General features: G+C 74.1%; 18 protein-coding genes. 5 read left to right on the top strand and 13 right to left on the bottom strand.

What is annotated here, in order from left to right; genetic code table 11:
* Positions 1–63 precede the first annotated feature (63 nt).
* The gene (locus ACIGW2_RS25500; RefSeq protein WP_399846180.1) at positions 64–1,740 is read left to right on the top strand and encodes a BCCT family transporter; all 1,677 of its coding nucleotides are present in this window, start codon (positions 64–66) and stop codon (positions 1,738–1,740) included.
* 81 nt (positions 1,741–1,821) lie between these two features.
* Positions 1,822–2,934 carry an ADP-ribosylglycohydrolase family protein gene (locus tag ACIGW2_RS25495; RefSeq protein ID WP_399846516.1) on the top strand — a complete coding sequence of 371 codons (1,113 nt, stop codon included), beginning with the start codon at positions 1,822–1,824 and terminating at the stop codon, positions 2,932–2,934.
* Positions 2,935–2,971: 37 nt separating this feature from the next.
* On the opposite strand, the gene ACIGW2_RS25490 is transcribed toward ACIGW2_RS25495, so the two are convergent.
* Positions 2,972–3,175: a DUF2191 domain-containing protein gene (locus tag ACIGW2_RS25490; protein WP_356065327.1), complete on the bottom strand. Its 204-nt coding sequence runs from the start codon at positions 3,173–3,175 to the stop codon at positions 2,972–2,974.
* A gap of 64 nt (positions 3,176–3,239) precedes the next feature.
* Here ACIGW2_RS25490 and ACIGW2_RS25485 point away from each other — a divergent pair, with 64 nt between their 5' ends.
* Positions 3,240–3,956: an SIR2 family NAD-dependent protein deacylase gene (locus tag ACIGW2_RS25485; RefSeq protein WP_399846176.1), complete on the top strand. Its 717-nt coding sequence runs from the start codon at positions 3,240–3,242 to the stop codon at positions 3,954–3,956.
* Between the two features lie 20 nt (positions 3,957–3,976).
* On the opposite strand, the gene ACIGW2_RS25480 is transcribed toward ACIGW2_RS25485, so the two are convergent.
* Genes ACIGW2_RS25480 through ACIGW2_RS25470 form a run of 3 tightly spaced genes read right to left on the bottom strand, consistent with a single transcriptional unit; the run spans position 3,977 to position 6,843 of the window.
* Positions 3,977–4,477: a methylated-DNA--[protein]-cysteine S-methyltransferase gene (locus ACIGW2_RS25480; RefSeq protein ID WP_391656103.1), complete on the bottom strand. Its 501-nt coding sequence runs from the start codon at positions 4,475–4,477 to the stop codon at positions 3,977–3,979.
* A 42-nt stretch (positions 4,478–4,519) separates the two neighbouring features.
* On the bottom strand, positions 4,520–6,013 hold the full coding sequence (locus ACIGW2_RS25475; RefSeq protein ID WP_399846174.1) for an AlkA N-terminal domain-containing protein: 1,494 nt from the start codon (positions 6,011–6,013) through the stop codon (positions 4,520–4,522).
* A 50-nt stretch (positions 6,014–6,063) separates the two neighbouring features.
* Positions 6,064–6,843 carry a TetR/AcrR family transcriptional regulator gene (locus ACIGW2_RS25470; RefSeq protein WP_399846172.1) on the bottom strand — a complete coding sequence of 260 codons (780 nt, stop codon included), beginning with the start codon at positions 6,841–6,843 and terminating at the stop codon, positions 6,064–6,066.
* A 105-nt stretch (positions 6,844–6,948) separates the two neighbouring features.
* Here ACIGW2_RS25470 and ACIGW2_RS25465 point away from each other — a divergent pair, with 105 nt between their 5' ends.
* On the top strand, positions 6,949–7,428 hold the full coding sequence (locus tag ACIGW2_RS25465; RefSeq protein WP_391656106.1) for a VOC family protein: 480 nt from the start codon (positions 6,949–6,951) through the stop codon (positions 7,426–7,428).
* Here the strand turns inward: ACIGW2_RS25465 and ACIGW2_RS25460 are convergent.
* The 3 genes from ACIGW2_RS25460 to ACIGW2_RS25450 all read right to left on the bottom strand — a co-directional run bounded on the left by ACIGW2_RS25460 (position 7,425) and on the right by ACIGW2_RS25450 (position 10,426).
* Positions 7,425–8,000, bottom strand: a complete 576-nt coding sequence (locus ACIGW2_RS25460) for an O-acetyl-ADP-ribose deacetylase (RefSeq protein WP_399846168.1) — start codon at positions 7,998–8,000, stop codon at positions 7,425–7,427. The genes ACIGW2_RS25465 and ACIGW2_RS25460 overlap by 4 nt on opposite strands.
* Before the next feature lie 64 nt (positions 8,001–8,064).
* Positions 8,065–9,489, bottom strand: a complete 1,425-nt coding sequence (locus tag ACIGW2_RS25455; RefSeq protein ID WP_391656108.1) for a phytoene desaturase family protein — start codon at positions 9,487–9,489, stop codon at positions 8,065–8,067.
* Positions 9,490–9,547: 58 nt separating this feature from the next.
* On the bottom strand, positions 9,548–10,426 hold the full coding sequence (locus ACIGW2_RS25450) for an inositol monophosphatase family protein (RefSeq protein WP_391656109.1): 879 nt from the start codon (positions 10,424–10,426) through the stop codon (positions 9,548–9,550).
* A gap of 126 nt (positions 10,427–10,552) precedes the next feature.
* Here ACIGW2_RS25450 and ACIGW2_RS25445 point away from each other — a divergent pair, with 126 nt between their 5' ends.
* A complete protein-coding gene (locus ACIGW2_RS25445) occupies positions 10,553–11,608 on the top strand; it encodes a biotin/lipoate A/B protein ligase family protein (protein WP_361577737.1) in 1,056 nt (351 codons plus the stop codon).
* A 19-nt stretch (positions 11,609–11,627) separates the two neighbouring features.
* On the opposite strand, the gene ACIGW2_RS25440 is transcribed toward ACIGW2_RS25445, so the two are convergent.
* The 6 genes from ACIGW2_RS25440 to ACIGW2_RS25415 all read right to left on the bottom strand — a co-directional run bounded on the left by ACIGW2_RS25440 (position 11,628) and on the right by ACIGW2_RS25415 (position 19,378).
* Positions 11,628–13,151 carry an NCS1 family nucleobase:cation symporter-1 gene (locus ACIGW2_RS25440; protein WP_391656111.1) on the bottom strand — a complete coding sequence of 508 codons (1,524 nt, stop codon included), beginning with the start codon at positions 13,149–13,151 and terminating at the stop codon, positions 11,628–11,630.
* Positions 13,152–13,199: 48 nt separating this feature from the next.
* On the bottom strand, positions 13,200–14,216 hold the full coding sequence (locus tag ACIGW2_RS25435) for a TIGR03842 family LLM class F420-dependent oxidoreductase (RefSeq protein ID WP_391656112.1): 1,017 nt from the start codon (positions 14,214–14,216) through the stop codon (positions 13,200–13,202).
* A 13-nt stretch (positions 14,217–14,229) separates the two neighbouring features.
* A complete protein-coding gene (gene hydA, locus ACIGW2_RS25430; protein WP_391656113.1) occupies positions 14,230–15,633 on the bottom strand; it encodes a dihydropyrimidinase in 1,404 nt (467 codons plus the stop codon).
* Positions 15,634–15,747: 114 nt separating this feature from the next.
* On the bottom strand, positions 15,748–17,028 hold the full coding sequence (locus tag ACIGW2_RS25425; protein WP_399846161.1) for an aspartate aminotransferase family protein: 1,281 nt from the start codon (positions 17,026–17,028) through the stop codon (positions 15,748–15,750).
* Complete coding sequence (locus tag ACIGW2_RS25420) at positions 17,025–17,867, bottom strand: nitrilase-related carbon-nitrogen hydrolase (RefSeq protein WP_356066119.1); 843 nt, start codon at positions 17,865–17,867, stop codon at positions 17,025–17,027. The genes ACIGW2_RS25425 and ACIGW2_RS25420 overlap by 4 nt, the downstream gene beginning before the upstream one ends.
* Positions 17,868–18,100: 233 nt before the next feature.
* Complete coding sequence (locus ACIGW2_RS25415) at positions 18,101–19,378, bottom strand: UL36 very large tegument protein (RefSeq protein ID WP_399846156.1); 1,278 nt, start codon at positions 19,376–19,378, stop codon at positions 18,101–18,103.
* Positions 19,379–19,402: the final 24 nt, after the last annotated feature.

Below are 19,402 nucleotides of genomic sequence, written 5' to 3'. Positions count from 1 at the left end.
CCGTACCGCGAGACGGCGTGCCACCCCCTGATACGGCGATATTCCGCACCATAGTGGGGCGACATGAGCACGGAACCGATCGATCAGATCCAGGGACAAGGCTCCCGCCCCGACACGAAGGTCATCGGCATCGGGATGGCGGCCGTCGTCGGCGTGGTGTGCTGGGCGGCGCTCGGCAAGGAGTCCTTCGACGACGCCTCCTCCTCGGCGCTGCAGTGGGTCCTGGACAATTTCGCGTGGCTGTTCGTGACGGCCGCCGACGTCTTCCTGGTGCTCTGCGTGGTGATCGCGCTCAGCCGCTTCGGCCGGATCCGGCTGGGCGCGGACGACTCGGAGCCGGAGTTCAGCAATCTCGCGTGGATCGCGATGATGTTCAGCGCGGGCATGGGCATCGGCCTGATGTTCTACGGGGTGGGCGAACCGCTCCAGCACTATCTGGACCCGCCCCCGGCGAGCGGCATCGCTCCGCGGTCGGGCGCGGCGGCCCGCACGGCCATGGAGTACTCCTTCTTCCACTGGACGCTCACGCCCTGGGCGATCTACGGCATCGCCGGCCTCGCCCTGGCCTACGCGGGCTTCCGCAAGGGCCGCGGCAACACGCTGAGCGCCGCGTTCGTGCCGCTGATGGGCGAGCGGCGGGCACGGTCCTGGCCGGGCCGGGCGGTCGACCTGCTCGCGGTGTTCGCGACGGTCTTCGGGACCGCGACCAGCCTCGGCCTCGGCGCGCTCCAGGTCGCGGAGGGCCTGAACATCACCGCCGGGGTCGAGGACTCGACGGCCACCGAGCTGATCATCATCGTGTCGCTGTCGGCCGCCTTCGTGCTGTCGGCGTTCTCCGGGCTCCACAAGGGCGTGAAGTGGCTGTCGACGCTGAACATCGTGCTGGCCGCGGCGCTGATGCTGTTCGTGTTCCTGCTCGGCCCGACGGTGTACGTGCTCGACACGATCCCGGCTTCGGTGGGCGGCTATCTGCACCAGCTGCTGCCGATGGCGAGCCGTACGGGCGCCTTCACGGACCGGGCCTGGCTCGGCGCGTGGACGATCTTCTACTGGGCGTGGTGGCTGTCCTGGGCGCCGTTCGTCGGCACCTTCATCGCCCGGATCTCGCACGGCCGGACGGTCCGCGAGTTCCTCTTCGGGGTGCTGCTCGTGCCCTCGGGGGCGACGGTGATCTGGTTCTGCGTGATGGGCGGCACGGCGATCAGGCTCGACTCGACGGGCGCCGCGGACCTGGCGGGCGCGGTGAAGGACGGGGCGGAGGCCTCGCTGTTCGCGATGCTGGACGCGCTGCCGATCGGCACGGTCACCTCGTACCTCGCGATGCTGCTCGTGATGACGTACTTCGTGACCAGCGCGGACTCGGCCTCGCTGGTGATGGGTTCGCTGACCAGCAGGGGCGCGCTGCACCCGCCGACCTGGCTGGTGGTCGCCTGGGGCGTGCTGATGGCGGCGGTGGCCGCGGTGCTGCTGATGGCGGGCGGCCTGAACTCGCTGCAGACGGCGACGATCCTGGTGGCGCTGCCGTTCGTCCTGGTGATGCTGGGGCTGTGCTGGGCGCTGTTGAGGGAGCTGCGCGAGGACCCGGGCGCGGGTCCGGCCCGGCACCACGCGCTGTACGGCGTGGGGGACGCGGTGCGGGCGATGGTGGGCGAGGCGACCACGGACCGGGGTGCGGCCCGGCACCACCGGCTGCGCCGGGCGGCGCGGTCCCGGACGGGCGGCGGGGACGAGGAGGGGTGAGGCGGGGCCGGGTGGGCGGGTCGGCGCGCGTCGGCCCGGCCGTTCGGTTAGACCGGAGTCATGAGCGAAGTCATGGGTGCCATGGGCGGAGCCCCGGACGGGGTCTCGGGCGGGGTGACGGGCGGCGGGCTCGGGCACGCCGAGCTGGCCGACCGGATCCTCGGCGGCTGGACCGGCCGGATCGCCGGGAACATGCTCGGCAAGCCGGTCGAGCGCGGTGACCACTGGACGCCCGAGCGGATCGACGCCTATCTGCGCCTCACCGACGCCCTGCCGCTCACCGACTACCTCCCGCCGCCGCCCGCCGCCGGCGCGGACGGCTTCGAACTGCGCCCGGAGTGGCCCCAGTGCGTGCGCGGCCGGATCAACGGCAGCTGCCGGGACGACGACATCGACTACTCGATCCTGGGCCTGCACCTGCTGGAGACCCGCGGTTTCGCCTTCAGCACCGAGCAGGTCGGCGAACTGTGGCTGCTGCGGCTGCCGTACCTCCAGACCTTCACGGCCGAGCGGGTGGCCTACCGGAACCTGGCGAACGGCCTGAAGCCGCCGCTCACCGCCACCTACGACAACCCGTACCAGGAGTGGATCGGCGCGCTGATCCGGGCGGACGTGTACGGCTGGACCTCGCCGGGCGACCCGCGCCGGGCCGCCTCGCTGGCCCGCCGCGACGCGGTGCTCTCGCACACCGGGAACGGGGTGTACGGCGCGATGTGGGCGGCGGCGCTGGTCGCCGCGGCCTTCACCGCGCCCGACGCGCGGTCGGCGCTCGCCACCGCCCTGGAGCGGATCCCGGCGAGCTGCCGGCTCGCCCGCACCGTACGGCACGCGATGGCGCTCCACGAGGCGGGCGTCGGGTGGGCGGAGGCGCTGGCCGAGCTGCGCCGGGAGACCGGGGCGCTCGGCTGGATCCACACGGTGCCGAACGCGGCGGTGCTGACCGCCGGGCTGCTGTACGGGGAGGGCGACTTCACCCGCACCATCGCGCTGACCGTGCGCGGCGGCCTGGACACGGACTCCAACGGGGCGACGGCCGGCTCGGTGGCCGGGGTGCTGTGCGGGGCGGCGGCGATCCCGCCGCAGTGGTCGGAACCGCTGCGGGACCGGGTGCGCAGCGCGGTGACCGGTTTCGACGGGGTACGGATCGGCGAACTGGCGGAGCGGACGCTGCGGCTGGCGACCCTGGCGGGCTGACGGCCTCGGCCCGCCCCGCGTGCTCAGCCCCGCGTGCTCAGCCCTGCTCGGGGTCGGGCGCGGTGAGGCGGCCGGTGCGGTGGGGTTCGTCGCGGGAGGCGGTGCGGGCCTCCGTGCGGTGGCCGTGGGCGATGTAGTCGCGGACGACGGCCTCGACCGCGTCCTGCGGGTTGCCGATGCCGGCGAGGACCATGACCTCGACCACGAGTTCGGCGTCGAGGGAGATGCTGACCTTGGGCATGGGCGGAAGGTAGCAGCCGGGAATGCGCTCGCGGGAGGGTTTCCCGGACGCCTACCCTCCCGGCATGAGCATGGTGGCGATTCTCAGCGGCGCGGGCATCTCGACGGACTCGGGGATTCCCGACTACCGGGGGCCGAACGGGATGTGGACCCGGGACCCCGGGGCCGAGCGGCTCGTCACCTACGGGCCCTACATGTCCGACCCCGAGGTGCGCCGGCGGTCCTGGCGGATGCGCCGGGACGGGCCCGGCCTGGACGCCCGGCCGAACGCGGCGCACCGCGCGATCGCCGCGTTCGAGTCGAGCGGGCACGCGCTGCGGGTGATCACGCAGAACGTGGACGGGCTGCACCAGGCGGCCGGGGTGTCCGAGCGCAAGGTGCTCGAACTCCACGGCTCCGCACAGGCGGTGGTGTGCACGGCGTGCCACGCGCGGTCCTCGATGGCGGAGGCCTTCGCGCGCATCGACGCCGGTGAGGACGACCCTGACTGCCGGGCCTGCGGCGGGATCCTGAAGGCGGCCACGGTGATGTTCGGCGAGCGGCTGGACCCGGTGGTGCTCGGCGACGCGATGTCGATCGCCAAGGCGGCGGAGGTCTTCGTCGTGGTCGGCACCAGCCTCCAGGTGCAGCCGGCGGCCTCGCTGGCGGGGATGGCGGCCGAGCACGGGGCCCGGCTGATCATCGTGAACGCCGAGCCGACGCCGTACGACCCGGTCGCGGACGAGATCGTCCGCGAGCCGATCGGCACGGCGCTGCCCGCGCTCCTCGACCGGCTGCGGTAGGCGCGCTTCTCCGGGGCGGGTCAGAACAGGGCGTCGGGTCCGGCGGCGCCCGACTCGAAGGCGAGCAGGCGCTGTTTGCGGTCGAGGCCGCCGCCGTAGCCGGTGAGGCTGCCGCCGGAGCCGATCACCCGGTGGCAGGGGACGACGATGCTGACCGGGTTCTTGCCGTTGGCGAGGCCGACCGCCCGGGAGGCGCCGGGGTTGCCGAGGGCCTCGGCGAGTTCGCCGTACGTCCGGGTCTCCCCGTACGGGATGCGCCGGAGCTGTTCCCAGACGCGCAGCTGGAACGGCGTGCCGACGAGGTGCAGCGGCAGGTCGAACTCGGTGAGTTCGCCGGCGAAATAGGCGTCGAGCTGGCGCACGGCCTCGGTGAAGGGGCGCGGGTCGGGGGCGCCGAAGGTCTCCTCGGGCGGGCGGTGCCGCTGGGCGGTCATGTGGATGCGGCTGAGGACGCCGTCGACGGCGACCAGGGTCAGCGGGTCGTAGGGGCTGTCCACGACCGTGTGCGTCACGGTGGGCATGAGCGGTTCCTTACCGGGGGGACAGAGGGGCTCGCGGCTGGGTCACGCGGGCAGGTGGTTGATGGGGTGGCTGTCGGTGGCCCACAGGTACTGGACGGCGTAGGCGCGCCAGGGCCGCCAGCGCGCCGCGCGGGCGGTGAGCGCGGCGGGGGCGCCGGGCAGGCCGAGGCCCTGGGCGGCGCGGCGGATGCCGAGGTCGCCGGGGAGGAAGGCGTCGGGGTCGCCGAGTGCGCGCATGGCGATGAGCTCGGTGGTCCAGGGGCCGAAGCCGGGTAGGGCGCGCAGCTTCTCGCGGGCCTCGGTCCAGTCGCTCTCGGGGCCGAGCGCGAGGCTGCCGTCGGCAAGGGCGGTGACGAGGGTGAGCAGGGTGGTGCGGCGGCTGCGGGGCAGCGCGAGGGTCTCGGGGTCGAGTCCGGCGAGCGCGGCCGGGGCCGGGAAGAGGTGCGTCAGGCCGCCCTCGGGGTCGTCCACGGGCACGCCGTGCGCGGTGACCAGGCGGGCCGCGTGGGTGCGGGCGGCGGCGGTGGAGACCTGCTGTCCGAGGACCGCGCGGACGGCGAACTCGGCGGCGTCGACGGTGCGGGGCACCCGGCGCCCCGGGGCTGCGTCGACGAGCGGGGCGAGCAGCGGGTCGGCGCGCAGTTGTTCGTCGACGGCGAGCGGGTCGGCGTCGAGGTCGAGCAGCCGGCGGCAGCGGCTGATGGCGTGGGTGAGGTCGCGGTGGTCGGTCAGCGACAGCCGGCACAGGACGTGGTCGGGGCGCGGGGCGAGGGCGACGATGCCGTGGCCGTACGGCAGGGCCAGCGTCCTGCGGTAGGCGCCGTCGCGCCATTCCTCGACGCCGGGGACGGCGGTGGCGGCGAGGTGGCCGAAGAGGTTGGACGGTTCGAGGGGGGCGCGGAACGGCAGCCGCAGGGTGAGGGTGCCGGGCGCGGCGGGCGCGGGCGCGGCGGTGGCACCGGCGGCGCGCGGGCGGGTGGCGCGGGCGCGCAGTTCGCCGGGGGTGAGGGCGAAGACCTCGCGGACGGTGTCGTTGAAGGTGCGGATCGAGGCGAAGCCGGCGGCGAAGGCGATCTCGGCCATGGACAGCGGGGTGGTCTCGATGAGCAGCCGGGCGGTCTGGGCGCGCTGGGCGCGGGCGAGGGCGAGCGGTCCGGCGCCGAGTTCGGCGAGCAGTTGGCGTTCGATCTGGCGGGTGGAGTAGCCGAGGCGGGCGGCGAGCCCGGGGACGCCCTCGCGGTCGACGACGCCGTCCTGGATGAGGCGGACGGCACGGGCGACGGCGTCGGCGCGGGCGTGCCAGGTGGAGGAGCCGGGGCTGGTGTCGGGCCGGCAGCGCTTGCAGGCCCGGTAGCCGGCCCGCTGGCAGGACGCGGCGCTGGGGTGGAACTCCATGTTCTCCGCCTTGGGCGGCACGGCGGGGCAGCTGGGGCGGCAGTAGATCCGAGTGGTGCGGACGGCGGTGAAGAAGACGCCGTCGAACCGGGCGTCCTTGGACTGGACGGCCCGCACGCAGCGCTCGGTGTCGGTGTGCATGGCTCCAGGATCGGTGATCGCGGGCGGGCCGGGCTGGCGAGAAAACGACATCAACGTGGGGCCGGCCGGGGCGCGGGTCCGGGACCGGGACCGGTTCGGGGTCCGGCTCCCGGTCCGGGACCCGTGTCGGGTCCGTCCGTGGGCGCGGGGGCGAGCAGCTGGTCGGTGACGAGTGCGGTCAGCCACTCCCGGTAGGCCTCGGCCGACCAGCCGCGCAGCCGGCGCAGGAGCTGGTGGACGTGCGGGGAGACCAGGGCGAAGAGGACGTCGGCCGCCCGGGCGGCGTCCAGGCCGGGGCGTAGCGCGCCGCGCACGTGCAGGGCGGTGGTGAGGCGGAGGTAGACGGCGTGTGTGGCGGCGGCTCCGGCGTCGGCGGCCGCCCGCATGTCGGGGTCGGCGCCGGCGGCCTCGACGCTCACCATGATCAGGTCGCCGGCCCGGTCGAGCAGGTCGGCGGTCCGGGCGACCAGGGCCTCGATGGTCTCGGCGGGGTTGGTCTCGGCCCCGAGTTCGCGGAACTCGGGGCGGTCCGCGACGGCGACGGGCTCCTCGTCGCCGACGGTGGCGACGCCGAGGGTGTGGCCGAACAGCGCGGCCTTGGTCGGGAAGGCGTCGTACAGGGTGCGCTCCCCCACGCCGGCGGCCCGGGCGACCTCGCGCATCCGGGTGGCGGCATAGCCCTGTTCGACGAAGAGGCGGGCCGCCGCCTCCCGGATCCGGGCCCGGGTCCGGGCCGCGGCGGCGGCGCGGCGGGGTGCGTCGTAGGGGCGTTTGCCCGGGTCCGCCCCTGCTGTCGGCGCGGGCCGGTCCGCCTTGACGGGGTCTGCCATGGGGAGCAGTCTAGAAGGGATTCGCCGCAGTGGCACTGCGGCGAAAGGCCCCGGGGTCCCGCCAGGGACAGAGGGACCCGAGCACGCAGCCCGAGGAGGCGCGCCATGCCGGAACTCGCCGGAATCCACCATGTGAAGATCCCCGTCACCGATCTCCCGCGCTCCCTCGATTGGTACCGCCGGGTCCTCGGCTTCCGGACCGTGATCGAGTTCCCGGACGAGGAGGGCGTGGTGCGCGGGGTCGGGGGCACGATGCCGGGCCTGGACGGCACGCTCGTCGCCCTCCGGGAGAACCCGGAGGCGGCCAGGGGCTGCGCCGGCTTCGACCCGGTGTCCTTCGCGATCAGGGACCGCGCCGACGCGGAGGCCTGGGCGGCCCACCTGGACGCGCTGGGCGTCGAGCACTCCCCCGTCGTCGAGGCGAGCATCGGCTGGCTGCTGGTCTTCGAGGACCCCGACGGCCTGGTCCTGCACCTGTACTCCTGGGCCGGCCACGGCCGGGACCACTCGGACCGGCCGGGCTACGGACGCCCGGTGGCCGAGGACGCGGCCGCCCCGGACGCGGCCTCCCCGGGGGCCTCCTAGGCCGTCGCCTCGCGGGCCGCCTCGAAGGCGGCGTACGCGGCGGCGTCGTACAGCACGAAGCGCACCTCCCGTACGGAGGCGGGGCGGGCCACGCGGACGGTTTCGAGGGCGATCCGGGCGGCGTCGTCCATCGGCCAGCCGTAGACGCCGGTGGAGACGGCCGGGAAGGCGACGGTCCGGGCGCCCAGTTCGTCGGCCACGCGCAGGGACGCGCGGTAGCAGGAGGCGAGCAGCTCGGAGCGGTCCTCCTGGGTGCTGTGGACCGGGCCGACGGTGTGGACGACCCAGCGCGCGGCGAGCCGGCCCGCGGTGGTGGCGACGGCCTGGCCGGTGGGGAGGCCGCGGCCGTAGTGGCCGGCGCGGAGGGTGCGGCAGGCGTCGAGGATGGCCGGGCCGCCCTTGCGGTGGATCGCGCCGTCGACCCCGCCGCCGCCGAGCAGCGAGGAGTTGGCGGCGTTCACGATGACGTCGGTGTCCTGTTCGGTGATGTCCCCGCGGACCAGGACGATGTCGGGCGGGCCGGCCGGGTCGGCGCGGTCGGCCGGGTCGGGGCGGTCGGATGCGCTGCTCATGGCTCCATCCTCGCGTCGCGTGGCCGCCGCGACATCCCGTTTTCCGGCTCCGGTTCGCCTCCGGTCAGCGGCCGGCCGGGGTGCGCAGCCGGCGCCAGACGGCCTTGGCGGCGTTGTGTCCGGACATGCCGTGGACGCCGGGGCCGGGCGGGGTGGCCGAGGAGCAGAGGAAGACCGCCGGGTGCGGGGTGTGGTACGGGAACAGGGACGGCTTGGGGCGCAGCAGCAGCTGGAGTCCGCGGGCGGCGCCGCAGGCGATGTCGCCGCCGACGTAGTTGGCGTTGCGCTCGGCGAGCTCGGGGGGTCCGGCGGTGGCGCGGGCCAGGATCAGGTCGCGGAAGCCGGGGGCGAAGCGTTCGATCTGGCGCTCGACGGCGTCGGTGAGGTCGCCGCGCCAGCCGTTGGGGACGTGGCCGTAGGCCCAGAAGACGTGCTTGCCCGCGGGGGCGCGGCCGGGGTCGACCAGGCTGGGCTGGGCGGTGATGAGGAACGGGGTGTCGGGCGCGGTGCCGCCGGAGGCCTGGTTCAGGGCGGTGCCGATCTCGCCCATGGTGGGGCCGACCTGGACGGTGCCGGCCCGACGGGCCTCCTCGCTGGTCCAGGGCACGGGCCCGGACAGGGCGTAGTCGATCTTGAAGCAGCTGGCGCCGTACCGGTAGCCGTCGTAGGCGGCGCCGAGGCCGGCGATCCGGGCCAGGGCGGTGGGCGAGGTGTCGAAGACGTAGGCGCGGGCCGGCGGCAGGTCGTCGAGCCGCTTGACCTCGAAGTCGGTGTGGACGGCGCCGCCGAGCTCCTTCAGATACCCGGCGAGGGCGTCGGAGATCGACTGGGAGCCGCCCCGGGGCAGCGGCCAGCCGACCGCGTGCGCGGCGAGCGCGAAGACCAGGCCGACGGCGCCGGTGGCGAGGCCGCCGAGCGGGGCGATGACGTGGCCGACGAGCCCGGCGAACAGGCCGCGGGCCTTCTCGTCGCGGAAGCGGCGCATCAGCCAGGTGGCCGGCGGCAGTCCGGCGAGGCCGAAGCGGGCGAGGGTGACCGGATCGCGGGGCAGCGCGGTGAGCGGCAGCTGCATGAAGTCCTGGAAGAGGGTCTCCCAGTGCGGCAGGAAGGGGGCGACGAGGCGTCGGTAGGTGCCGGCGTCGCGCGGGCCGAAGGAGGCGGCGGTCTCGGCGACGGAGCGGGAGAGCACGGCCGCCGTGCCGTCGTCCCAGGGGTGGGCCATGGGCAGCTCGGGGTGCAGCCACTCCAGGCCGTACCGGTCGAGCGGCATGGTGCGGAAGACCGGCGAGGCGATGCCCAGCGGGTGCACGGCGGAGCACGGGTCGTGGCGGAAGCCGGGCAGGGTGAGTTCCTCGGTGCGGGCGCCGCCGCCGATGGTCGGCTTCGCCTCGAAGACGGCGACCGAGAAGCCGCGCCGGGCGAGTTCCACGGCGGCGGTCAGTCCGTTGGGCCCCGCCCCCACGACGACGGCATCGAGCATCGACGGCACCTTGGACTCCTTCGTCGGCCGGTCGGGGAACCAGCATATTCCCGGCCCCGTACGGGACTTACCCGGCCCCGAGGAGTGACCGGATCCGGGCGGCGGTGGCCGCGTCGCGGGCGGCCGTGAACGGCAGGGTGTTGCCGCCGGTGATGCGGAAGCGCTCCCCGGTGAGGGTCAGGTCGGTGCCGCCGGCCTCCTCGACCAGGAGCAGGCCCGCGGCGTGGTCCCAGGCGTACTCCCAGGAGAAGGCGACGGCGTCGAGCGCGCCCCGGGCGACGGCCAGGTACTCCAGGCCGGCCGAGCCGCAGGGGCGCGGGCGGACGCCCTCGGTGCGCAGGCCGAGCAGGGCCCGCTTCTGGTCCGGGGTGGTGTAGTCGGGGTGCGAGGTCGCGACCTCCAGGGCCGCTCCGGGGGCGGGCGCCCCGGCCCGTATCGGCGCGCCGTCGAGGGTGGCGCCGCGGCCGCGGACGGCGACGGCGAACTCGTCGAGGGCGGGCGCGTAGGTGAAGGAGGCGAGCAGCTCGCCGCGGCGGGCGAGGGCGACCAGGGTGCAGAAGCCGTCCTCGCCGCGGACGAACTGGCGGGTGCCGTCCACCGGGTCGACGATCCACACCGGCGCGTCGCCCTTCAGCGCCTCGTAGATCGCCGGGTCGGCGTGCACGGCCTCCTCGCCGACGACCACGGAGCCGGGCAGGAGCGCGGTGAGGGAGGCGGTGAGATGGGCCTCGGCGGCGCGGTCGGCGACGGTGACGAGGTCGTGCGGCCCGTTCTTCTCCACGACGTCGTCGGTGTCGAGCTGCCGGAAGCGCGGCATGATCTCGGCGGCGGCGGCCTTGCGGACGGCCTCCTCCACCGCGGTGGTGTCGCCGGCGAGCAGCCGGGTGAGGAAGTCGTCGCCCGTGGTCGCCCTCGTGTCCGGTGTCGTCACGCTTCGTTCCGTCATGCGTCCATCCCACCACACCGGTCTGACATCGCGGGGTCCGCCCGGCGACCTGTGGACGACCGGGGGGCGACCCGCGGCCGCGGGTAGGCTCTGATCGAGTTCACCCCTTGGTCCGAGGAGGGTTCCGTGCACGGCGAGTACAAGGTCCCGGGCGGCAAGCTGGTCGTGGTCGACCTGGACGTGGCGGACGGCGTGCTGCGCCGGGTCCGGGTCGCGGGCGACTTCTTCCTCGAACCGGACGAGGCGATCCTGGCGATCGACCGGGCCCTGGAGGGCGCCCCGGCCGACACCGACGCGGCGGGCCTGGCGGCCCGGATCGACCAGGCGCTGCCGCCGGGCACGGAGATGTTCGGCCTGACCACCGAGGGCATCGGGGTGGCGGTGCGGCGGGCGCTCGCGCACGCGACGGACTGGACGGACTACGACTGGCAGCTGATCCACGGTCCGGCCCAGTCCCCCGCCCTGCACATGGCGCTCGACGAGGTCCTGACGGCCGAGGTCGCGGCCGGCCGCCGCCCGCCGACCCTGCGGGTCTGGGAATGGGCCTCGCCCGCCGTGGTGATCGGCAGCTTCCAGTCCCTGCGCAACGAGGTGGACCCGGAGGCCGCCGAGCGGCACGGCATCGAGGTGGTGCGCCGGATCAGCGGCGGCGGCGCGATGTTCATCGAGCCGGGCAACACCATCACGTACTCCCTGTCGGTCCCCGACGCCCTGGTCCAGGGCCTGTCCTTCACCGACAGCTACGCCTACCTCGACGACTGGGTGCTCGGCGCGCTCGGCGACATGGGCGTCAAGGCCTGGTACCAGCCGCTGAACGACATCGCGACCGAGGCCGGCAAGATCGCCGGCGCCGCCCAGAAGCGCGTGGTCGCCGGCGAGGGAGCGGTGCTCCACCACGTGACGATGGCCTACGACATCGACGCCGACAAGATGACCGAGGTGCTGCGGATCGGCCGAGAGAAGCTCTCCGACAAGGGCACGAAGAGTGCGAAGAAGCGCGTCGACCCCCTCCGCCGCCAGACCGGCCTCCCCCGCGAGGCGGTCATCGACCGCATGATCGCCTCCTTCCGCTCCCGCTACGGCCTGACGGACGGCACCGTCACCGAGGAGGAGCTGGCCCGCGCCAAGGAGCTGGCGGAGACCAAGTTCTCCACCCCGGAGTGGACGGCGCGGGTGCCGTAGCGGTGAGCGGGTCCGCCCGTCATTCCCGGGCGCGCCGCGCCATCAGCCCCGTGTACAGGAGCAGTGAGGCCGCCAGGCCGACCGCCCAGCCGTAGTCGGCGAGGGGTTTGAGGAAGGGGATCAGGCCGTCCGCCGGGAAGGGGCCCGTGCCCGGGGCGGAGTGGGAGCCGCCGACGGCGAGGACGCCGCCGGTCGCGAAGGCGAGGACGGCGGCGGGGTTCCAGCCTCCGCGGTACCAGTAGGGGCCGTCGGGGCGGTAGAGGGCGGCCGGGTCGAGGTGGGTGCGGCGGACGAGCCAGTAGTCGGCGATGAGGATGCCCGCGACCGTACCGAGCAGGCCGCCGACCAGTCCGAGCCAGGTGAAGATGTACAGCTCGGGGGTGGAGGTGAGTTTCCACGGCATGATCAGGACGCCGACCACGCCGGTGATCAGGGCGCCCCTGCGGAAGTCGACGAACCGCGGGGCGAGGTTGGCGAGGTCGTAGGCGGGTGAGACGACGTTGGCCGCCAGGTTCACCGAGAGGGTCGCGACCAGCACGGTGACCAGGGCGAAGAGCAGGCCGAAGACGTTGTCGGTCTTCGCGGCGAGCGCCACCGGGTCCCAGACGGGTGCTCCGTACACGGCCTGGGAACCGGAGGTCACGAGGACGGAGAGCAGCGCGAAGAGGGTCATCGTGGTCGGCAGTCCCAGGGTCTGGCCCCAGACCTGGGCGCGCTGGCCGGCGCCGAAGCGGGTGAAGTCGGGGATGTTGAGGCTGAGGGTGGCCCAGAAGGCGATCATGCCCATGAGGGAGGGGAAGAAGACCGGCCAGAAGTCGGCTCCCCAGCCGAGCCGGGACGGCTGGTCGAGCAGCGGGCCGAAGCCGCCCGCCTTGACCGCGATCCAGACCAGGAGCACCAGCGCGCCGACGATCACGAAGGGCGCGGCCCAGTTCTCGAAGCGGCGCAGGGTCTCCATGCCCCGGTGGATGATGGCGAGTTCGAGGGCCCAGAACAGCGCGAAGCACAGCCACAGCGTCCAGGGCTGGCCGGCGATCCTGGCCGCCGAGGCCCAGTCGCCGCCGAAGGCCTTGTCGAGCAGGACGAAGATGCCCTGGCCGCCGATCCAGGTCTGGATGCCGAACCAGGCGCAGGCCACGCCGGCCCGGACGAGGGCCGGCAGATTGGCCCCGCGCAGCCCGAAGGAGGCGCGGGCGAGGACCGGGAAGGGGATGCCGTACTTGGGTCCGGCGTGCCCGGTGAGCAGCATCGGCAGCAGCACGATGACGTTGGCGAGCGCGATGGTGAGCACGGCCTGCACCCAGTCCATGCCGAGCGCGACGAGCCCGGAGGCGAGCAGCCAGGACGGGATGTTGTGGGCCATGCCGACCCAGAGCGCGGCGAAGTTGTAGGTGGTCCAGCGGCGTTCGGCGACGGGGACCGGGAGCAGGTCGGCGTTGACGAAGCGGGGGTCGTCCCCGGCCGCGCCGGGCGGGAGCTCGACGCGGCCGGGACCGGCTATGGCGGGGTCGGCGGGTCTGTCCGAGGGGGTGGTGGCGGTCATGGCGGCGTAACCCTTCCTACACGGGGGACGGGAGGGGTCGGCGGGCGGTCAGCTCCGGAACGCGGGGATGATCTCGGAGCCGTACGCGTCGACGGTGCCCTCGCGGTGGTCGTGCATGGCGTAGACGGCGAACTGGTCGACGCCCAGCTCGCGCAGCTTGCCGAGCTTCTCGATGTGCGCCTCGGCGGGGCCGAGGAGGCAGAAGCGGTCGACGATCTCGTCGGGGACGAACGCGGTGTCGGGGTTCCCCGCCCGGCCGTGGTGGCTGTAGTCGTAGCCCTGCCGGTCCTTGATGTACGCGGTGAGCTCGTCGGGGACCATAGCGGAGTGCTCGCCGTACTTGGCGACCAGGTCGGCGACGTGGTTGCCGACCATGCCGCCGAACCAGCGGCACTGGTCGCGGGCGTGGGCCAGGGCCTCGGGCGAGGCGTCGGCGGTGACGTAGGCGGGGGCGGCGACGCAGATGGTGAGCGCGTCGGGGTCGCGGCCGGCCTCGCGCGCCGCGTCGCGGACGGCCTTGACCATCCACTCGGTGAGGAAGGGGTCGGCGAGCTGGAGGATGAAGCCGTCGGCCTTCCGTCCGGCGAGCGCGAGGGCCTTCGGGCCGTAGGCGGCCATCCACACCGGGAGTCTGCCGTCCCTGATCCACGGGATGCGGATCGGGTTGCCGTCGACGACGGCCTCGCGGCCCTCGGCGAGGTCGCGGATGACCTCGATGGCCTCGCCGAGCCGGGCGAGCGTGTTGGGCCTGCGGCCGGCGACCCGCATCGCGGAGTCGCCGCGGCCGATGCCGCAGACGGTCCGGTTGCCGAACATGTCGTTGAGGGTGGCGAAGGTGGAGGCGGTGACCTCCCAGGTCCGGGTGCCCGGGTTGGTCACCATGGGGCCGACGTGCAGCTTGGTGGTGTTGGCGAGGATCTGGCTGTAGATGACGAAGGGTTCCTGCCACAGCACGGCGGAGTCGAAGGTCCAGCCGTAGCGGAAGCCGTTGCGCTCCGCCCGGCGCATCAGGCCGACGACCTGGGACGCGGGCGGGTCGGTCTGCAGGACGAGTCCGAAGTCCAAGGGTGCGGCCTTCCTAGTTCAGGTACTGGCAGGTGGAGCGGGGGACGAAGCTGCCGTGGCCGGCGCGGCCGGTGAACTTGCGCCGCTCGATGACCACTTCGCCGCGGGACAGCACCGTCTCGACCTGGCCGGTGACCGTCTTCCCCTCGTAGGCCGAGTAGTCGACGTTCATGTGGTGGGTGGTCACGGACAGCGTCTGGGTGGTGTGCGGGTCGTAGACGACGACGTCGGCGTCCGCGCCGGGCGCGATGGTGCCCTTCTGCGGGTAGAGGCCGAACATCCGGGCGGGGGTGGCGCAGGCGATCTCGATCCAGCGGCGGCGCGAGATGTGCCCGTCCACGACGGCCTGGTGGAGCAGGTCCATGCGGTTCTCGACGCCGGGCAGTCCGTTGGGGATCCGGGAGAAGTCGCCGCGGCCCAGCTCCTTCTGGCCGACGAAGCAGAAGGGGCAGTGGTCGGTGGAGACCACCTGGAGGTCGTTGGTCCGCAGGCCGCGCCAGAGCGCCGCCTGGTGCTCCTTGGGCCTCAGGGGGGTGCTGCACACGTACTTGGCGCCCTCGAAGTCGGGCTCGGCCAGGTTGTCCGTGGAGAGGAAGAGGTACTGCGGGCAGGTCTCGCCGAAGACCGGCAGGCCCATGTCCCGGGCGGCCGCCAGCTCGGCCACCGCCTCCTCGGCCGACACGTGCACCACGTAGAGCGGGGAGCCGGCGACCCGGGCGAGCTGGATGGCCCGGTGGGTGGCCTCCGCCTCCAGGAGGGTCTTGCGGACCTCGCCGTGGTGGCGGGGGTCGGTCTCGCCCCGGGCGAGCGCCTGCTCGACGAGGACGTCGATCGCGATGCCGTTCTCGGCGTGCATCATGATCAGCCCGCCGTTCTCCGCGCCGCGCTGCATGGCCCGCAGGATCTGCCCGTCGTCGCTGTAGAAGACGCCGGGGTAGGCCATGAAGAGCTTGAACGAGGAGATGCCCTCCTGGACCAGCCGGTCCATCTCCTTGAGCGTGTGCTCGTTGACGTCGGAGAGGATCATGTGGAAGCCGTAGTCGACGGCGCAGTTGCCGTCGGCCTTGGCGTACCAGGCGTCCAGTCCCTCGCGCAGGGACTGGCCGACGGTCTGGACGGCGAAGTCGACGATGGTGGTGGTGCCGCCCCAGGCGGCGGCCCGGGTGCCCGTCTCGAAGGTGTCGGAGGCGAAGGTGCCACCGAAGGGCAGCTCCATGTGGGTGTGGGCGTCGACGCCGCCCGGGATGACGTAGCGGTCGGTGGCGTCGATGATCCGCTCGGCGGTCCAGCCGGCGGCGATGTCGGAGCCGTGGGCGGCGAGGGCGGCGACGCGCCCGTCCTCGATCAGGACGTCGGCGTGGAGTTCGTCGGCGGCGGTGACGACCAGTCCGCCGCGGATCAGGGTGCGGGTGCTCACGGGACTTCTCCCTGCGGACGAGGGGATCGCGCGCCGGGGGCGCGCGATCAGGAGGGTGCGCGCACCGCGCGGCTCGCGGGCCGGGGTGGCCTCGGGAAGCCGGCGGTGCGCGAACTAGAGGGACCGGAGGGCCTGTTCGAGGATGGCGGCGCCTTCCTCGGCCTCGGCGACGGTGAGCGACAGCGGGGGCGCGATGCGCAGGGCGCTGGTGTCGTGGCCGCCGCCCTTGCCGATGAGCAGGCCGTTCTCCCGGGCGGATTCCAGGACGGCGGCGGCCGCCTCGGGGGCGGCCCGGTCGGTGCCGGGCTCGGTGAGCTCGATGCCGATCATCAGGCCGCGGCCGCGCACTTCGCGTACGGCGTCGACGCCGGCGGCGACGGCGCGCAGGCGCTCGATGAGCAGGCCGCCGACGCGGCGGGCGTTGCCCTGGAGGTCGTGTTCCAGGAGGTAGCCGAGGTTGGCGAGGCCGGCGGCCATGGTGACGGGCGAACCGCCGAAGGTGGAGATGGAGTTGGCGTCGAGGCAGTTCATGATCTCGGCGCGGGCGACGACGCCGCCGATGGACATGCCGTTGCCGATGCCCTTGGCGAAGGTCAGCATGTCGGGCGGTCCGGCCTGGCCGTGCGCCTGCCAGCCCCAGAAGTGCTCGCCGGTGCGGCCCCAGCCGGTCTGCACCTCGTCGGCGATCCAGAGGATGCCGTGCCGGTCGAGGACCCGGCGGAAGGCGGCGTAGAGGCCGTCGGGCGGGGAGGTGAAGCCGCCGACGCCCTGGATGGGTTCGGCGATGAGGGCGGCGACGTCGTGGGTGTGGCCGAGCAGGTCCTCCAGGTCGGCCACGCAGGCGTCGACGAAGCGCTCGTCGGTGTACCCGGCGAAGGGGCCGCGGCCGCGGACGCCGCCGTGCACGTACAGGGTCTGCAGCGGGGAGAGGCCGGTGGGCGACCAGGAGCGGTTGCCGGTGATGCCGACGGTGGAGAAGGAGCGCCCGTGGTAGCTGTTGCGCATGGCCAGGATCTGGCTGGAGCGCCGGTAGGTGGTGGCGAGCAGCAGGGCGGTGTCGTTGGCCTCGGTGCCGGAGGTGGTGAAGAAGACCCGGGCGTCGGGGATGCCGGAGAGGGCGGCGATCCGCTCGGCGAGCTCCACCATGGGGCGGTTGAGGTAGAGGGTGGAGGAGTGGATGATCCGCCCGGCCTGGTCGGCGACGGCCTTGGTGACCTCGGGCAGGGCGTGGGCGGTCATGGTGGTGAGGATGCCGCCGAAGAAGTCGAGGTAGCGCCGGCCGTCGGCGTCCCAGACGTGCCGGCCCTCGCCGTGGGTGATCTCGATGGGGTCCTTGTAGTAGAGGGCGAGCCAGTCGGGCAGGACGGCGCGGTGGCGGTCGTGGAGGCTGCTCACGGCTGCACCAGCCCCTCGTACGCGTCGGGGCGGCGGTCGCGGTAGAACGCCCACTGCTGCCGGACCTCTTCGATGAGGCCGAAGTCGAGGTCGCGCACGACGAGTTCCTCCTCCTTGGTGGAGGCGACGTCGCCGACGAACTGGCCGCGCGGGTCGACGAAGTAGCTGGTGCCGTAGAAGTCGTTGTCGCCGTACTCCTCGATGCCGACGCGGTTGATCGCGGCGACGAAGTACTCGTTGGCGACGGCCGCGGCGGGCTGCTCCAGCTGCCAGAGGTAGGAGGAGAGACCGCGGTGGGTGGCCGAGGGGTTGTAGACCAACTGGGCTCCGTTGAGACCGAGTTGCCGCCAGCCCTCGGGGAAGTGCCGGTCGTAGCAGATGTAGACGCCGACCTTGCCGACGGCGGTGTCGAAGACCGGCCAGCCGAGGTTGCCCGGGCGGAAGTAGTACTTCTCCCAGAAGCCCTTCACCTGGGGGATGTGGTGCTTGCGGTACTTGCCGAGGTAGGAGCCGTCGGCGTCGATGACGGCTGCGGTGTTGTAGTAGAAGCCGGCACCCTCGATCTCGAAGACCGGGACGACGATCACCATCCCGGTCTCCCGGGCGAGCTCCTGCATCCGGCGCACGGTGGGCCCGTCGGGCACGGGCTCGGCCCAGCGGTAGTGCTCGGGCTCCTGCACCTGGCAGAAGTACGGGGCGTTGAACACCTCCTGGAACCCGATGACCTTCGCCCCCTGCCGGGCGGCCTCGCGGGCGTGCTCCTCGTGCTTGGCGATCATGGATTCGGTGTCGCCGGTCCAGGTCGCCTGGACGAGCGCGGCGCGTACGACGTCGGTCATGAGCTGCTCCTTCGGCGCGGCGTCGATGAGCCTCTACGCACGTAGACGCGATGCGTAGGAGGAGAACGTAAGCCCCGTCACACCCCGGAGCAAGACCACTGCCGTGAAGTAGCGGAGTCGATCATGTTTCATACCCGAGTGGTCCATGTCGTACACGTACCGACACATACCGACCCGTCCGAGTCCCTGTCCGTACGGGGCCGGGCGCGGCGCCCCGGCCGGGCGAGCCCCGGTCAGGCGAGCCGCGCGACCCGCAGGGCGTGCAGCAGGTCCCGCTCGCGGGCCGGGGACAGTGCGCGGGCGGCGGCGCGCAGCTCCGGGACGAGCGCGGCGGGATCGGTGGCGGCGAGCGCGGCGGCCTCCTCGACGGTGCGCCGGGCCAGGAAGGCGCCGAGCAGGGCCCGCGCCTCCGCGTCCCGCCGCCCGGTGCGCAGGGCGGCGCAGGCCCCGGCCAGCTCGGGCACCGGGCGGGCCGCGCCCTGGCGGAGCAGCCGGTCGCGGTCCTCGGTGCGGCCCGCGTCGGCGAGCGCCGCGGCGACGGCGGCGAGCCGGTCGGGCGGCAGGTCAGCGGCTTCCCAGAGCAGGGTGGCCCAGTCGGCGGCGAGCCCGGCCGCCGCCAGCTCGTCGGCCAGCGCGGGCAGCCACTGCGGCGGTCCGGCGAGCGCCTCGCAGAGCAGGGCGTGCGCCTCGCCCGTACGGCCCTGGGCGCGCAGCCGGCGCAGGGCGTAGACGGCGTTCCCGGCGGCCCGCGCGGCGCGGGCGGTCGCGTCGGGAGCGGGGCGGGCCTCCGGTGCCGGTGCGGGATCCGGCGCGGTCGGTGCCGGGCCGAAGCGGGCTCCGCGGGGCGCGGGGCGGGCCTCCCGTGCAGGTCCGGGACCGGCCGCCGGCTGCCCCGGCGGCACCGGAACCGGTTCCGGCCCGTCCTCGAGGCCCGCGAAACGGGCCCCGCGCGGCCGGCGCCGGACCGGCTCGCGGGTCCCGGTCGGCACCGGCGGCACGGGCGGCGCGGGCGGTGCGGCGGCCCCGCCGAGGGCGGCGAGCCGTTCGGTGAGCTCCGCGAGCCGGGCGGTGGCGCGGGCGTGGTCGTCGCGGGCCCAGAACAGGGCGTCCGGGTCCGGGCCGCCGCCGGGCCCCGGGGCGCCCGGCTCCCGTCCGCTCAGCTCCCGGACGCGCCGCTCCGCGTAGGCGAGCTCGCGGGCCATCAGGGCGCGCCGTTCGGTGAGCGCCGCCGCCCCGCCCGGCCCCCGGTCGTGGGCGGCGGCCGCGGCCCGGTGCAGGGCGCGGCCGTGCCGTGCGCGCGGGCCGTCGGCCGGTTCGCCGAGGTCCTGGAGCAGGGACTCGACGACGTCCCAGGGCAGGATCTCGGCGCCCGCGAAGCAGGCCCGCAGGCCGTCCGGGTCGCGGGCGGCGAAGAACCCGTACCAGCCGGCGCCCGGTTCGAGCCGGCCGGCCAGCTCGCCGAGCCAGCCGGTGAACGCGGAGATCTCCGCCGGGAGGTGATGCACCGTCATGCCACTGCCCCTTCGTTCCGGGGG

The organism is Streptomyces sp. NPDC053541 (genome assembly GCF_044544705.1).
Classification (GTDB): Bacteria; Actinomycetota; Actinomycetes; order Streptomycetales; family Streptomycetaceae; genus Streptomyces.
This window is presented reverse-complemented; position numbering and strand designations above follow the sequence as displayed.

Coding starts and splice junctions, on each gene's coding strand:
- ACIGW2_RS25415 (WP_399846156.1), bottom strand. CDS start 19,378: ATGACGGTGCATCACCTCCCGGCGGAGATCTCCGCGTTCACCGGCTGG.
- ACIGW2_RS25500 (WP_399846180.1), top strand. CDS start 64: ATGAGCACGGAACCGATCGATCAGATCCAGGGACAAGGCTCCCGCCCC.
- ACIGW2_RS25440 (WP_391656111.1), bottom strand. CDS start 13,151: ATGACCGCCACCACCCCCTCGGACAGACCCGCCGACCCCGCCATAGCC.
- ACIGW2_RS25420 (WP_356066119.1), bottom strand. CDS start 17,867: ATGACCGACGTCGTACGCGCCGCGCTCGTCCAGGCGACCTGGACCGGC.
- ACIGW2_RS25465 (WP_391656106.1), top strand. CDS start 6,949: ATGCCGGAACTCGCCGGAATCCACCATGTGAAGATCCCCGTCACCGAT.
- ACIGW2_RS25475 (WP_399846174.1), bottom strand. CDS start 6,013: ATGCACACCGACACCGAGCGCTGCGTGCGGGCCGTCCAGTCCAAGGAC.
- ACIGW2_RS25490 (WP_356065327.1), bottom strand. CDS start 3,175: ATGCCCAAGGTCAGCATCTCCCTCGACGCCGAACTCGTGGTCGAGGTC.
- ACIGW2_RS25450 (WP_391656109.1), bottom strand. CDS start 10,426: ATGACGGAACGAAGCGTGACGACACCGGACACGAGGGCGACCACGGGC.
- ACIGW2_RS25495 (WP_399846516.1), top strand. CDS start 1,822: ATGGGCGGAGCCCCGGACGGGGTCTCGGGCGGGGTGACGGGCGGCGGG.
- ACIGW2_RS25480 (WP_391656103.1), bottom strand. CDS start 4,477: ATGCCCACCGTGACGCACACGGTCGTGGACAGCCCCTACGACCCGCTG.
- ACIGW2_RS25460 (WP_399846168.1), bottom strand. CDS start 8,000: ATGAGCAGCGCATCCGACCGCCCCGACCCGGCCGACCGCGCCGACCCG.
- ACIGW2_RS25485 (WP_399846176.1), top strand. CDS start 3,240: ATGAGCATGGTGGCGATTCTCAGCGGCGCGGGCATCTCGACGGACTCG.
- ACIGW2_RS25470 (WP_399846172.1), bottom strand. CDS start 6,843: ATGGCAGACCCCGTCAAGGCGGACCGGCCCGCGCCGACAGCAGGGGCG.